The sequence below is a fragment of the Thermosynechococcus sp. M3746_W2019_013 genome (genome assembly GCF_015296045.1).
Taxonomy (GTDB): Bacteria; Cyanobacteriota; Cyanobacteriia; order Thermosynechococcales; family Thermosynechococcaceae; genus Thermosynechococcus.
Map to the genome: position 1 here is coordinate 36499 of NZ_DVDW01000003.1, position 13885 is coordinate 50383.

13 protein-coding genes and 1 riboswitch are annotated in these 13885 nt (G+C 53.4%); of the genes, 8 read left to right on the forward strand and 5 right to left on the reverse strand.

Annotation, left to right across the window (positions count from 1 at the left end; all coding sequences use genetic code 11):
- Positions 1–2: 2 nt before the first annotated feature.
- A riboswitch (TPP riboswitch) is annotated at positions 3–101 on the reverse strand.
- Between the two features lie 33 nt (positions 102–134).
- Complete coding sequence (locus tag IGQ16_RS00400) at positions 135–1064, reverse strand: septal ring lytic transglycosylase RlpA family protein (RefSeq protein WP_024123890.1); 930 nt, start codon at positions 1062–1064, stop codon at positions 135–137.
- 515 nt (positions 1065–1579) lie between these two features.
- On the opposite strand from IGQ16_RS00400, the gene IGQ16_RS00405 reads away from it, so the two are divergent.
- Genes IGQ16_RS00405 through IGQ16_RS00430 form a run of 6 tightly spaced genes read left to right on the forward strand, consistent with a single transcriptional unit; the run spans position 1580 to position 7147 of the window.
- Positions 1580–3370 carry a DUF2339 domain-containing protein gene (locus IGQ16_RS00405; RefSeq protein ID WP_297059818.1) on the forward strand — a complete coding sequence of 597 codons (1791 nt, stop codon included), beginning with the start codon at positions 1580–1582 and terminating at the stop codon, positions 3368–3370.
- Complete coding sequence (gene pdxH, locus IGQ16_RS00410) at positions 3367–4002, forward strand: pyridoxamine 5'-phosphate oxidase (protein WP_024123892.1); 636 nt, start codon at positions 3367–3369, stop codon at positions 4000–4002. Before IGQ16_RS00405 ends, pdxH begins: the two co-directional genes overlap by 4 nt.
- A gap of 35 nt (positions 4003–4037) precedes the next feature.
- Positions 4038–4343: an urease subunit beta gene (locus IGQ16_RS00415; protein ID WP_024123893.1), complete on the forward strand. Its 306-nt coding sequence runs from the start codon at positions 4038–4040 to the stop codon at positions 4341–4343.
- 33 nt (positions 4344–4376) lie between these two features.
- Positions 4377–5132 (forward strand): HEAT repeat domain-containing protein, encoded by a 756-nt coding sequence (locus tag IGQ16_RS00420; RefSeq protein WP_024123894.1) that lies wholly within the window; start codon positions 4377–4379, stop codon positions 5130–5132.
- A gap of 12 nt (positions 5133–5144) precedes the next feature.
- Positions 5145–5942: an ABC transporter ATP-binding protein gene (locus IGQ16_RS00425; protein WP_024123895.1), complete on the forward strand. Its 798-nt coding sequence runs from the start codon at positions 5145–5147 to the stop codon at positions 5940–5942.
- A 41-nt stretch (positions 5943–5983) separates the two neighbouring features.
- Complete coding sequence (locus tag IGQ16_RS00430) at positions 5984–7147, forward strand: glycosyltransferase family 4 protein (RefSeq protein ID WP_297041299.1); 1164 nt, start codon at positions 5984–5986, stop codon at positions 7145–7147.
- Between the two features lie 6 nt (positions 7148–7153).
- Here the strand turns inward: IGQ16_RS00430 and prmA are convergent, their stop codons facing one another.
- The 3 genes from prmA to IGQ16_RS00445 form a co-directional block, all read right to left on the reverse strand.
- On the reverse strand, positions 7154–8053 hold the full coding sequence (prmA, locus tag IGQ16_RS00435; RefSeq protein WP_024123897.1) for a 50S ribosomal protein L11 methyltransferase: 900 nt from the start codon (positions 8051–8053) through the stop codon (positions 7154–7156).
- Between the two features lie 8 nt (positions 8054–8061).
- Positions 8062–9645, reverse strand: a complete 1584-nt coding sequence (gene serA / locus IGQ16_RS00440; RefSeq protein WP_024123898.1) for a phosphoglycerate dehydrogenase — start codon at positions 9643–9645, stop codon at positions 8062–8064.
- 683 nt (positions 9646–10328) lie between these two features.
- Positions 10329–10766 (reverse strand): hypothetical protein, encoded by a 438-nt coding sequence (locus IGQ16_RS00445; protein ID WP_024123899.1) that lies wholly within the window; start codon positions 10764–10766, stop codon positions 10329–10331.
- A 199-nt stretch (positions 10767–10965) separates the two neighbouring features.
- Here IGQ16_RS00445 and gshA point away from each other — a divergent pair, with 199 nt between their 5' ends.
- A complete protein-coding gene (gene gshA, locus IGQ16_RS00450; protein ID WP_024123900.1) occupies positions 10966–12105 on the forward strand; it encodes a glutamate--cysteine ligase in 1140 nt (379 codons plus the stop codon).
- Between the two features lie 2 nt (positions 12106–12107).
- Complete coding sequence (lpxB, locus tag IGQ16_RS00455; RefSeq protein ID WP_297059822.1) at positions 12108–13271, forward strand: lipid-A-disaccharide synthase; 1164 nt, start codon at positions 12108–12110, stop codon at positions 13269–13271.
- Positions 13272–13440: 169 nt separating this feature from the next.
- Here lpxB and IGQ16_RS00460 read toward each other — a convergent pair.
- Positions 13441–13885 (reverse strand): Spy/CpxP family protein refolding chaperone (locus IGQ16_RS00460; RefSeq protein WP_297059823.1); only part of this gene is annotated, 445 nt, incomplete at its 5' end.

The window sequence follows — 13885 nt, forward strand, 5'->3', positions numbered from 1 at the left end:
GAATCCTCTCTAGACAGCTTCCCTGCGCCAGCATGATCCGGTTCAGGTTCTAAGGGTTTGCTCTCAGCCTGCGGTGACCGCAGACACCCCTAGCATGTCGTTCATTCTATCACTTTGCCCTTGGGGGGTGGGGGTTAGTCCAAAACGTCAATGCGTACATATCCGACACCGGCACCAATGAGGCCAATGGCAGCAGCAGCCCCCCGCGAGAGGTCAATTTCCCGCCCTCCCGTAAAGGGCCCGCGATCGTTAATCCGCACCACCACTGAGCGGCCATTTTGGAGATTGGTCACCCGCACCCGTTTCCCAAAGGGCAGTGTGCGATGGGCAGCCGTCAGGGCATTTTGATCAAATCGCTCACCATTGGCGGTGCGGGCACCATGGAAGCCGGGGCCATACCACGAGGCAATGCCCGTAAACTGCATCCGAATTGGCCCCATGGCCACAACTGTATTTGGGCTGCCCTCTACGCTGGTTAAAGCAGGAGCATTGCCCAACTGGCGTCGGATCAGGTTGGTAATTCGCAGGGCGTTTTCAGCGCTGCGTTGTGAACTATTCGGGAGTATTACCTGATTGTTTAGGGTCAGGAGAGGTTCTTTATCGGCGTAGATGCGATAGTTCTGTTGTTGGGCATCCCAACGCACACGCACAAGATTGGCGTCAAAGCCCTGTTCGTGGAGCTGATTGAGGCGAGCGGTGAGAAGGGTTGCCTGTTGGGCTGCCTCTGAGAGGGTGGTTTGCTCTGGCATGCCAGCGCTATTAGCGGCAGCGACTTTGACCCTCTCCGTGGCTGCTAGCCGCTGCCCCAAGAAGGTGAGTACCGGAATCCCCCGCAAGTAGACGGTTACGGCTTCGCGGCCTTGCTGTTGGTGACGATGGAGACTGGCGATCGCTGGCGTTGTCGCTGGAGCAGTGGCTTGGCGTTCCCCAACTTTGGTGGCAACGGCGGCGGGGGCTGAAACAGATTCTGGGGCTGGCGTGCTTGTAGTTGCACGGCTACTGGAAAGCATTCCCAACACAGCCAACGTGGTTGTTGTCAGACCCACATAAAGCGTTTTTTTCATAGGCGTCCGTTAAAAAGGGCATCCATACGGCTGGACAGTAGGGCACCAACATCACACAGGGGTAACCCCTACTGGTGCCGTGTTCGCTCTCATCGCGGAACTGTTTCAACCTACCACGAAGGCCTAGAATCAAGCATCAGGAGCATTTTGTTCGTGACAAACATTTTGAAAGAGAATAAAAAACCGCTGAAGTCGGTAAAACCTACGCAGACTGGCACATTGACGGAATTTACAGTTGGCAAAAGAAAATAAGAAAATTTTATAAACCTTTAATAAATTGTTTTTAATTTCCGAATGTCTTTGTGACTCAGATCACTAAAAATAAAAATTTTTCTGAAATAGAAAATTTGCTTTTTGTAACCTTTTCTGTGTGTTACAGGACGATTTCTGACCCAATTTTGTTGCCCTTTTACTCCTGTTGGGGTGCTCGTCCAGCCACTTCATAAAGTGCATTGCCCAAGGAATTGCCCTCCCTTGTAGCACATAAAACGGGGATATCGTCCGTAGGGAGCCAGATGATGGAAGACAGGGATGACTTGCGGCGTCGTCTGGAGAACTTAGAAGCCGCTGTGGCTGCTCTCCAGCGATCGCTCGAGATTTTGCAAACCGCTATTTTCCGTGAAGACCTCTCCTCTTCTGGAGTCCCAGAACTTGCAACCCAATCAACGCCACCGGAGGAACCGGCTGCGATCAAAGCGCAACCCCCAGCTCCTGAATTCCCATCGGTGGCACCCCTACGTCCAGTGACGCCTTCCCAACCTGACTGGCTACAAAATTGGGAACTGTGGCTCAACCGTCTTGGCATTGGCCTGCTGCTGTTGGGGATTGGTTTTCTCTTTCGGTATGCCGTTGAATTGGGCTGGATTACCGATGCGGTTCTGGTTGCCATGGGTTTGGTGATCGGCACTGCCTTGATGGGGTTGGGCTGGCGGTTGCAGCGGCGAGCTATCTTTAGCCAGTTTTTGCAGGGGGGTGGCCTCGCAACCTATTACCTGACGATCTTTGCTGCCTATCAGTTTTTGAGCGTCATGCCTTGGGGGGTGGCTTTCCCATTGATGGTGTTGGTGACCCTCGGGGCGTTTTTCATGTCCTTGCGCCAAAATCGAGCCATTTTTGCAGTGATTGGTGGGGTTGGTGGCCTAGGGACCCCCTTGCTGCTCTACAACCCAGAGATGAGTCGTCCTTTGGCCTTGGCCAGTTACACCTTTTTAATCCTCTTAGGCAGTTGGGCAATTTATGCAGTGAAGGGCTGGCGATCGCTCCTGCTGTCAGCCTTTTGGCTGGGATGGGTGATGTTAAGGGTGTCTATGACCACTCAGCACCTTGATCAGATGGTGGCGTTACAGGGAATTCTGGCGTTGACTTGGTTGGGCTTTACGGTATTGCCCCCTTGGTATCAGTGGCGCGATCGCAACAGGGCAGTGGAGCTATATCGTTCCCAAAAGACTTCCCCACAACCCTACGGTCAAACGATCGCCCCTTTTAACCCAGTGATTGCCCTCAGCTTAAGTGCTTCCCTCTGGGAGTGGTCAGCAACGATAACGGGGCGGGTGTTTATCCTTTTTGGGGTACTCTACCTCGGAACCAGTCTGCTCTGGCGACGCCTACCGCACCCTTGGCGCTGGGTCTATAGCTTGACGGGACTTGTGCTGATTGCCTTTGGCATTGTTGTTCGTTACTACAGCAATCGCTTTATCCTCGCACCCCTGGCGATCGAAGGGCTGATTTTGCATTATCTAAGCCAACACTATTGCTCGCGCCCCCTGCGGGTTATTGCCCATCTTTGGTGGGGACTACTCAGCCTTGGCTTTGTTGGTCAACTGCTTTTTACCGCTGCCGATCGCCCCCCGCTGTGGAATCTGGCTTTTGCCACCCATTTGGTGGTGCTTGGCGCCGCAGCAGTCAGTATTCGTTTTTTGCCCCCACCCACCCGCCCCCTGTACTGGACCTTAGGCTACGGGGTGACGATGATCTGGATTCAGCACGAACTAGCACCCTTGGGCACGGGGGCAGCCACCCTTGTGTGGGGACTCTTTGGCGTGGGACTGCTCATCACTGGGTTGCAACGGGACAGCTCCGCCGTGCGCACTGTGGCTTTAATCACCCTCATCACTACTTTAGGGCGGCTTTTCTTTGTTGATCTCCTCAATCTTGCGCCGGTGGGGCGAGTACTCCTATTCATGGGGTTTGGTGTGACTTTTTTACTGCTGAGCTATTTTTTCCGCGCCCTCTGGCGGCGATCGCCCGTGGAATCCTCTAGGATGAGTGAAGAATCCCCAAGCAAGAAGTCCAAAGAAAACCCATGACCCGCATTGCTGATCTGCGCCGTGATTACCGTCGTCAGCGTCTCCTCGAAAGCGAGGCTGCCGAGGATCCCATCGAACAGTTTCGCCTCTGGTTTACGGATGCTGTCAACGCCGAGTTACCAGAACCCAATGCGATGACACTGGCCACAGTTGGCCTTGATGGGATGCCCACTGCCCGACTAGTGTTGCTCAAAGAAGTGGACGATCGCGGGTTTGTCTTTTTCACGAACTATCGCAGTCGCAAAGGTCGGGAATTGGCCGCCCATCCCAAGGCCGCCCTTGTGTTTTGGTGGGCAGAGCTAGAGCGGCAGGTGCGCATTGAGGGCAATGTTGAGCAAATTAGTGCAGCGGAGTCTGATGCCTACTTTCAAAGTCGTCCCCTGGGTAGCCGTTGGGGGGCATGGGCATCCGAGCAGAGTGAGGTTTTAGAGTCCTACGCCGAGCTGGAAGCCCGCCTTGCGGCAGTGGAAGCCCGCTACGGCGAAAATGTCCCTCGGCCACCGCATTGGGGAGGCTATCGTGTCCTCCCAACTCTGATTGAATTTTGGCAAGGGCGACCCAATCGCCTCCACGATCGCCTGTGCTATCGTCGCCAAGGAGACCACTGGCAGCGGGTGCGCCTCTACCCCTAGGATAGGGATACCTTGAGAGATGGGCTGAGACCCCCATGATTCCCGGTGAACTGATCCCCGCAGAGGGAACCATTGAACTTAATGCTGGCCGGCCAACGGTGACTTTAACGGTCGCCAATAGGGGCGATCGCCCGATTCAAGTGGGATCTCACTACCACTTTTACGAAGTCAATCCGGCCCTCCAGTTTGATCGTGAACAAGCGCGAGGAATGCGCTTAGATATTCCCGCTGGCACAGCCATTCGCTTTGAGCCGGGGGATGAGCGGGTGGTGCAACTAGTGGCCTTTGGTGGCACTCGTCAAATCTATGGCTTTCGGGGGGAAGTCAACGGTGCGCTCTAGTCGGGATTCCAAGCATCCTGTAGATTAAACAGTATGGATGACAATGATTTCCCCCTTCTGGACAGTTCCGAGGATGCACTAGCGGCGCTACCGAATGAGGAAAGCGATCGCCCCGATCCTGAAGCCATGCTGCCCCTGCTGACCTCTGCCGACGTGACAGAGCGGATGTTGGCAGCTCGCGCCTTTTGCGAATTGCAGGATGAACGCGCCACACCCTATCTCATCCATCTCCTGCAAGAACCCTGTCCCCTTGTTCGCGTCAGTGCGGCCTATGCCCTTGGCCGTAACCCCAGTTTGGCAGCGGTGGATGCCCTCATTCAGCAATTGGAGCGAGACTGGAATGGCTATGTCCGCAAAGGCATTGTTTGGGCCTTGGGCAACTGTGGTGTCCGCTTTCCCTTGCCAGAAATTTATCGCCGAACCCTTGACCCCTTGATTCATGCCCTGCAAACGGATATTTCTGCCGTGCGCCTGTGGGCAGCTAGTTCCTTGGGTCAGGTGGCAGAAGCAAGTGAAGAGGCGGCCACGGTTGCCATTCCTGCCCTTGCCCTCGCCTTGGCTCAGGACGAGATCGCTGCTGTGCGTAGTAACTGTGCTTGGGCCTTAGGTCATGCCTGTCGCAAAATTCCCCTTGGGCCCCTTTACACACAAGCCATTGATCAACTGATTGCTGCCCTACAAGACAGTGATATGGGCGTCCAAGAAGATGCCAAAGCAGCGCTGTTTAAGCTGGGGGATGCACGGGGACTACAAGCGATCGAAGATCTACAACTAGAAGCCTTTGGCTAAAGGATAGATCACATGGCCGAACCATTGGTAGAGCTGCGCGGTGTCTGCAAAACCTTTGGCAATAAGCATGTCCTCAATGATGTGGATTTAGTGATTTATCCCCAGGATGCCCTTGTGATTCTGGGACCTTCTGGGACTGGCAAGTCAACGATTCTGCGGATTATTGCTGGGTTGCTCGCTCCTGATCGGGGCGAAGTTTATGTGGCCGGTAAACGCCGCCAAGGCTTGCGCCAGGATGGTCTGTGCCGGTTGCGCATGAGCATGGTCTTTCAGCAATCTGCCCTCTTTGACTCTCTCACGGTTGCTGAGAATGTTGGCTTTTATTTATACCAGCACACCCGTTTGCCCGAAGCCCGCATTCGTGAAATTGTCAGTGAAAAACTGGCGATGGTCGGTCTCTCTGGCATGGAAGACCTCTACCCAGCGCAGTTGTCTGGGGGAATGCGCAAGCGAGTCAGCTTTGCCCGTGCCATTGTCGATAATCCGGAAGACCCCGATGATGATCCCTATCTCCTGCTTTACGATGAGCCAACGGCAGGGTTAGATCCCATTGCCTCGACAGTGATTGAGGATCTGATTCGTGAATTACAGCAGAAGACGGGGCATGCCTACGTTGTCGTGACCCACCAAAACAGTACGATTAAACGCACGGGCGATCGCTTGATTTTGCTCTATCAAGGGCGCATTTATTGGGAGGGAACCCAAAGGGAAGCTCAGACAACAGATAATCCCTATTTACGGCAGTTTCTCAGCGGCGATGTCAATGGTCCCATTCGCATCATTGATCAAGTGGGTACCACTGCTCTATAAATAGGCTCCATGGACAACGCATAAATAAGGAATCAATAATTGTGGCTTTACATATCGCGTGGCTTGGCAAAAAATCTCCCCCCTGTGGCAATGTCACCTATAGTCGTGAAATTACCAATGGCCTATTGGATCGCGGTTATCAGGTGAGCTTTCTGCATTTTGCCCAAGAGGATGAGCAGGAAGCCGAGCGCGAAGGTGAGATGCCAGATGTAACGCTCCCTTGCCTCTATAAATCGCAAGTCTATACCCTGCCCTCCCTGCGAGCCAACAAAGTTCTGGTTGAATCCCTCAAGAAACTTAAACCCGATATTGTCCACGCCTCATTGACCCTGTCCCCCCTCGATTTCTTTCTTCCCGACATCTGCGAAGAGTTAAAGATTCCCCTAGTTGCCACATTTCATCCTGCCTATAGCGAAAAGTATCGTACCCTAACGGCGGGCACCGCCTTGATGACTTACCAGCTCTATGCCCCCTTTTTAGCTCGCTATGACCGCGTGATTGTCTTTTCTCAATCGCAAAAGGAACTGCTAATTCGTCTTGGGGTCGGTGCTGAGACCCTGCGAGTGATTCCCAATGGGGTGGATACGCGCAAATATACCCCAGGACCTTCTACGGCCAAAGAGGACTTTAAAGCGCGCTACCTCTATGTCTACCAAGGGCGGATGGCCATTGAGAAAAATGTTGAAGCGCTCCTGCGCGCTTGGTGCGCAGCAGAAATGCCCTCGGATTGTAAGTTGCTGATGGTAGGGGGTGGTGCGCTGATGACCTCACTGATGGCGAATTATGGCCCGGAGCAAAATATTCTCTGGCTTGGCTCGATTATCAATGATCAAGAGCGGCTGCAAATTTTACGTGGCTGTGATGTCTTCATCCTGCCCTCACAAATTGAGGGGTTATCCCTTTCGCTCCTAGAGGCAATGGCCTGTGGCTTGGCCTGCTTGGCCACTGATGTCGGTGCTGATGGTGAAGTGTTAACCGGTGCCGGCATTGTCTTGAATCCCCAGTATGTGAAAACGCAGTTGCAAGCGCTGCTGCCCATTTTTTATCAACATCCGGAAATGATTCGCCTCCTGGGGGACAAAGCCCGTCAACGCGTGCTGCAGCGCTATAGCCTTAGTCACAACTTGGATCGCCTAGAGGCCTGTTATCAGGAAGTGATGACCTCCTATTCTTTGGTGCGACCGGCGACCAAGGTGAAAAGCTAGCTCCCTTTAGTCGGGCAAATGCTCAAAGCGCGCATTGAGACAACACCACTCGTTCCGTCGCCAGACACTGCCCAAGCTCCAGCCCTGCTGTTTCAGTTGTTCTGCAACACGATCTGCTTGATCCAAGAGAATGCCACTAAAGATACCCCAGCCCTTGGGTTTCACAATTGCGGGCAAGTGGGGCAGAATCTCAATAATCACGGGTGCCAAAATGTTACAGACGACCCCATCAACGAGTTCGAGAACTTGCTCCCAACTGCCTTGGCGGACAATCAACTGGTCGGCTCCAATGCCATTCAGTTCTGCATTCCGTTGAGTGGCGGTGACAGCAAGATCTGAGGTATCCACGGCATAGGCTTTTTGTGCCCCCAGCGAGAGGCTGGCGATCGCCAGAATACCGCTACCACAGCCAATATCAGCAATCACCGTAGGCGGCAGCGGCTCAAAGGTCTGATCCAACTGCATCTCTAGGGCTTCAAGGCAAAGCTGGGTGGTTTCGTGGGTGCCTGTGCCAAAGGCCATGCCGGGATCCAGTTTGATCACCAAGCGCGTGTTATCGCGGGGCGGCATTTCCCAAGCGGGACAAATCAGGAGGCGATCGCCCACGGCTATCGGATGCCAATAGGCTTGCCAGCTATGGGCCCAATCCTGCTCGTTCACCAATTGCCAGTGGAGTTTTGGCGAGAGATAGCCCTGCGCCACCACATCCTGCTCAATCCAAACCCCTAGGGCAGCAATGTCCAGTAAGGTCACCTGCTGCTGCGGCACATAGCCTTGGATCAACACCCGTCCCTGCTGTAGTTGAGTTGCCGTTCCTTGACAGCCAAAGGATTGAAGGCGCCAATAGACCAGCTCTTCCGCCTCAGCTTGGCAAGTGACGGTAATTTCCCACCAACGCTGCACCACAACCGTGCCTACAAATTCACGATATAGGCATCACGAATACCGGGGACCTTGAGGATTTCCTCCAAGAGTCCTTCGGGTAGGGGATCGTCCAAGCTAATCACCATCACCGCATTGCCGCGCACCATCTTGCGTCCCACCTGCATACTGGCAATGTTGACATTGAAACTCCCCAACTGGGTGCCAATCTTGCCAATAATGCCGGGCATATCGCGGTGCAGTGTCAGCAGCATATAACGGGTTGGCGCCACACTAATGGGAAAGTCATCAATACTGGTGATGCGCAATTCATTGTGGGAGAGCAAAGCTCCAGACACCGAGCGCGTCACCGATGGGCTTTTGGCAATCAACGTCAGGGAGCCAGCATAGTCGCGCTGCGATTCATCGCGAGTCTCAACTACGCGAATTCCCCGCTCCTTGGCTTCTAACCCAGCATTGACATAGTTGACCCGCTCCCGCAAGGCTGGGGAGAGCAACCCCTTCAGCGCAGCAATCACAATGGGTTGACTGTCATTAGTGGCCAGTTCTCCTTGCAAACGGACTTCCAGAGACTCGACCCGGCCACCAGCCAACTGCCCCACCAAGTTACCAAGGGTTTCTGCCAACTGCATATAGGGGGCTAGTTTTTCTAGGACATCTGGGCGCAGGCCGGGAATATTCACCGCCGATCGCGCCGGCAATCCCAGGAGGACATCGCGAATTTGCTCAGCAACATCAATAGCCACATTCACCTGTGCTTCTTCAGTGGAAGCCCCCAAGTGGGGAGTCAAGATAGCTTCCATTCCCAGACTCCGCAGGGGAGAATCGGCCTCAAGGGGTTCATTTTCAAAGACATCGAGGGCAGCCCCCGCCAGCCTACCACTCTTGAGCGCTTCCACAAGGGCTGCCTCATCAATGATGCCGCCCCGCGCACAGTTAATAATGCGAGCCGTCGGCTTCATCTTGGCAATGGTTTTGGCGTTAATTAAATGCTGCGTTTCGGGAGTTTTCGGCAAGTGCAGTGTAATAAAGTCTGACTCCGCAAAGAGAACGTCCAACTCCACAAGGCGGCAGCCCAGTTGTTCAGCTCGCTCCGTTGAAAGATAGGGGTCATAGGCAAGGAGTTTCATCCCCATGGCCCGGGCAACCGTGGCTACATGGGAGCCAATTTTACCCAAGCCAATAATGCCAAGGGTTTTCTTGTAAATTTCGACCCCTGTGAAGCGTTTGCGATCCCACTGACCCGCTTTAACTGCAGCATTCGCATCGGGAATATGACGGGCAAGGGAGAGCATCATCGCTAAGGTGTGCTCCGCAGCAGCAATGGTGTTGCCCTCCGGAGAGTTGACCACCATGATCCCTTTGCGAGTGGCGGCAGGCACATCGACGTTATCTACACCTACCCCAGCACGGCCAATAATTTTCAGTTGGTTGGCAGCCTCAATCACATCTTTCGTGACCTTGGTTCCCGATCGAATCATGAGGGCATCGTATTCGGGAATAATTTTGATCAATTCTTCCTCTGAGAGGCCGATTTTGACATCTACTTGTGCCACTTGGGCAAGCAAATCAAGCCCCACCTGTTCAATGGGATCGGAAACCAGAACTTTGGGCATAGCTAAACACTATCTATAATGCCAGAGCAGATATGCTACCACATTTTATTTCGCCCAAGGTAGGGGTAGGATGCGTTTTAGGGAGAGTCTCCCCCTAAAAGGGTGGTACATGCTTTTTCTTCCGGATGGCGCTTCACCATTCAAATTAAGATGGATTACCCAAAAAGAGCTGAGATAGCAGTAGGATGACCCCCGCTGCCGCAGCAATTCCGAGACCGGTCCCAACGAGATGCCCCCACTGCTTATCCTTTTCTTTTTGTTTTATGGCCAAGAGTAGTGAGATTTTGAACAAAGGATTCTGAAAGCATCTCTAAGGGTAGATTTCTGAAGTGCTCAATACGGCGATGAATATATGCTGATGGCTAGTGTAATCGTGTGCTTCCTTCTGAAGAGCATCGGTTTTGGCTGCTTCAGTTTTCCTTTTAATTTGGCACATAATATCACATAGTATTGAGTCCACTCCAACCCGCTAGGGTGCGCTTCTGGCGATCGCAGCTAATGTGTTAGCCAGCGCAGTGAGTCGGAATATGCAGCAGGGACACCCCAAAAAATCTTTTTCTATTTTTGAAATGATTTACCCCCGTTGAGTTGTGGCGGCAGCGGGCTTGAATCAGCCAGCAGCTCGCATCTGGAGTCACCCTAGGCGGTAACCATTCCTGAGGATGGGTTAGAACAGCTAAAAACTAGAGGCGATCGCCCGCCTCAAGAATTTTTTCTAATTCGTCAGCCACCTGTAAAACGATACGGATACTCATATTGAGGGCTTCTGCATCACAATCAGCGGCGACCTTGTTACAGAACACAGCAATGTATTTATTATTAGCAAGGGGGCGCAATTCCCAAGCGCCAATTTTCTTAGTGCTATTTTCGATTAAGAGATAGTTAGCTATCTCCTGGTCAAGATAGCCGTCGGAGATGTAGCCAATTGACCAGACATCGCGAATCTCGTAGCTGCCCAGTTGCTGGGTCTGCGAGTCAATAAAGGCTTGTTGCGATCGCCCGTTACCTAGGTCAAAAATAACACGATAATCGCCATCCTCATCCACTTGGTAACGGATCCCCAATTGATCTAAGAGACGCCCGACACGCACATCTGCTTGGACTCGCCGCTGACCAAACATGCAAAAACTCCTACTGGCCAGTGTAGTTTGCACTACAGGCTATCCTATCAGATTGTTATGCTTACAGTGGCAGTTTCACGAATGTTCATATATTGTTCATATATGCGGCAAGGGCGAGAGCGTGGTATTGTGACTAAGTATCTAAAAACTCCCCATTTACGCGGGGTTGCCCATTCACCCAACTCAGTAAGGGGCTACCATGCTGTCAAAGGGCTTTGAGGTTGAACTCTATACGGGTAAACCCACAGGCGAGATTGTGGGATTGTCGGATCGCATTGTGAGGGACTTGCCGGGGTTTGTGCGTGAACCGGATAGCCGCAATGTGGAATTTACGACACCCCCTGTGTATCTCTATGACCAAGCCCTCTGTGACTTGCTGCGCCCCCGCTTTCGGCTGCGGGCCTATCTGCAATCCTTGGGGGATTTCACGCTGGTTCCGGGCAGTACCCTGAGTCTTGGTGATACTCAACGCTTTTATCGTTCTGACCCGCAGAATCCTTATCACACCTACATTGAGCAAACCTACGGCACGCGGGTGGTGACGGCCAGTGTCCACATCAATATTGGTTTGCGGGATCCAGAGGAGTTGATGCGTGCCTGTCGGCTTGTGCGGCTGGAGGCACCCCTGTTTCTAGCGCTCAGTGCTGCTTCACCGTTTCTCGATGGCCAGGTTACGGGCTATCACTCCACCCGGTGGGCCATCTTTCCCAAAACTCCACCCCAAGTGCCCCTATTTACTAGCCATGCCCACTTTATTGAGTGGACGGAGGCACAACTTCAACAGGGCACGATGCAAAATGTGCGGCACCTCTGGAGTGCCGTGCGTCCTAATGGCGATCGCCGGCCCTACGATCTGAATCGTCTGGAACTGCGCATTTGTGATTTGGTGACGGATCCCATTGCCCTACTGGCCATTACGGCTCTCCTAGAGGCGCGGCTGCTGCAATTGCTCGACACCCCTGAGCTGGATCCTTTGCGCTGGGGCGATCGCGAGACCTTGGCACAACTGGCGGATGAGAATGAGCAGCTTGCTGCAAAACGTAGCCTTGAGGCGGTGTTGACCCACTGGCGCGATCGCCGGCAACTAACGGCAGCTGCCTGGATAGCAGAACTCTATGAGGAGGTCTGGCCAATCGCCAAAGCACAGGGCTTTAGCTGCTTTCTGGCACCGATCAAGAAAATCCTGCGACAGGGAAATACCGCTCAGCAATGGTTGGCTCAATATGCAGCAGGACAATCCCTCCCTGAGATTATGGCCACAGCCGTACAAGAAATGGCCGCCAGTGAACAGGAATTTGCGGATCAACTCTGTCAACCAGTGGCGGCAGTGCGGGGCTAGGGATGGCACATTTGTTCATTAGTACGGGGGAAGTTTCCGGGGATTTGCAGGGTGCGCTACTGGTGAAGGCACTCTATCGCCTGGCTGCAGAGCGGGGAATTCCTTTGGAAATTTCTGCCCTTGGGGGCGATCGCATGGCAGCAGCAGGGGCAAAGGTCCTCTTTAATACGGGGAGTATTGGCTCGGTAGGACTGCTAGAAGCCCTGCCTCTCATCAAACCCACGATCGCCCTCCAACTAAAGGCACGCCGCTACCTACAGCAGCATCCGCCGGACTTGGTGGTTTTGATTGATTACATTGGTGGCAATGTGGCCATGGGGCAGTTTATTCGGCGGCACTTTGCCATTCCAATTGTCTATTATATTGCCCCCCAAGAGTGGGTCTGGTCCCATAGCCTCAAGACGACCCAGCAGATTGTTGCCCTCAGCGATCGCCTGCTGGCCGTTTTTCCGGAGGAGGCCAGCTATTATCGCCGTCACGGGGCCAATGTGGTGTGGGTAGGGCATCCGCTGTTGGATCGTATTGCCGCCGCCCCAAGTCGTGAGGTGGCGCGCCAAAGTCTGGGCATTGCTGCCGATGAGCTGGCGATCGCCCTATTGCCCCTTTCGCGCAAACAGGAAATTCAATCCCTCTTGCCACTGATTTTAGGGGCTGCCACGAATATCGCTAAAGCCTATCCCAAAGCCCGCTTTTGGTTACCATTGTCTCTACAGCAGTATCGTCCAGCCATTGAAGCAGTTCTCAAGCAATATCCCATTTCCGTCACCCTTGCGGAAGACTCACTGCAAGTTCTGGCGGCAGCGGATCTGGCGATCGCCAAATCGGGCACAGTGAATTTAGAAACGGCGCTTTTGAATGTGCCCCAAGTGGTCATCTACCGTGTGCATCCCCTGAGTTTGTGGCTTTATCAGCGCTTCCTCAAATTCGATCTCCAGTTTGTATCGCCTCCAAATTTACTGGTTGGCAGAGAAATTGTCCCTGAGCTCCTACAGGGTCGCGCCACCATTGACAACATCACCGCGGCAGCTTTTGCCCTATTGGATCACCCGGAAAAACGATTGGCCATGCAGGCAGGCTACGCGGAAATGCGAGCGGCCATGGGCACTCCTGGCGTCGTCGATCGCGCCGCTACAGAGATTCTGAACTTCATCGCTCAAAATTGCTGATCTTAAGTTGCTGAGTGGCTCTCCTGCCTTAAAGCCCAGTGCGGGACTTCCCATGCCCTTCAGGGAATATGGGAGTAAGGATGCCATAGACTTTTGCCAATTGCAAGAAAACGGCCAGAGCCTGATGCCCTGACCGCCAACAGAGCTCAAAGCCCTATAAAACAGTTGCCTAGCGCTCTAGTCGCCGCTGACCCTGACGGTTTTGCAGGCGTTCTGCCAGGGCTTGGCGCTGCTCAGGGGTCAAAATTTTCCGTGTGGCCAGCATGCTTTCAAACCGTAATGTTGCCAGTTTCTGATGAAGCTGTTGCACTTGGGCATGTTTGGCCCGGATTTCCTCATCGCTAGCATTGCTGGCCATGAGCCGCCGCAGTTCATCTTGGGTAGTGCGCAGTTGGGCACGGGTTTCCTCTATTTGGCTTTGATATCGCTGCCGCACCGCCTGTAAGTTTTGGCGTTGTTCAGGGGTGAGATTGAGATTCTCCACTTTGGCACCCCAATCAATGCCACGGTTAGCCGGACCTGCAAAGGTGGGCAACACAACTGCCAAGGAACTGAGGGTGCTACAGAGCAAAAGGGTAGTCAGGGATTTTTTCAACATTGCTGTGGTCTCCTGT

Coding starts and splice junctions, on each gene's coding strand:
- IGQ16_RS00405 (WP_297059818.1), top strand. CDS start 1,580: ATGATGGAAGACAGGGATGACTTGCGGCGTCGTCTGGAGAACTTAGAA.
- serA (WP_024123898.1), bottom strand. CDS start 9,645: ATGCCCAAAGTTCTGGTTTCCGATCCCATTGAACAGGTGGGGCTTGAT.
- IGQ16_RS00415 (WP_024123893.1), top strand. CDS start 4,038: ATGATTCCCGGTGAACTGATCCCCGCAGAGGGAACCATTGAACTTAAT.
- IGQ16_RS00445 (WP_024123899.1), bottom strand. CDS start 10,766: ATGTTTGGTCAGCGGCGAGTCCAAGCAGATGTGCGTGTCGGGCGTCTC.
- IGQ16_RS00420 (WP_024123894.1), top strand. CDS start 4,377: ATGGATGACAATGATTTCCCCCTTCTGGACAGTTCCGAGGATGCACTA.
- lpxB (WP_297059822.1), top strand. CDS start 12,108: ATGGCACATTTGTTCATTAGTACGGGGGAAGTTTCCGGGGATTTGCAG.
- gshA (WP_024123900.1), top strand. CDS start 10,966: ATGCTGTCAAAGGGCTTTGAGGTTGAACTCTATACGGGTAAACCCACA.
- pdxH (WP_024123892.1), top strand. CDS start 3,367: ATGACCCGCATTGCTGATCTGCGCCGTGATTACCGTCGTCAGCGTCTC.
- IGQ16_RS00425 (WP_024123895.1), top strand. CDS start 5,145: ATGGCCGAACCATTGGTAGAGCTGCGCGGTGTCTGCAAAACCTTTGGC.
- IGQ16_RS00400 (WP_024123890.1), bottom strand. CDS start 1,064: ATGAAAAAAACGCTTTATGTGGGTCTGACAACAACCACGTTGGCTGTG.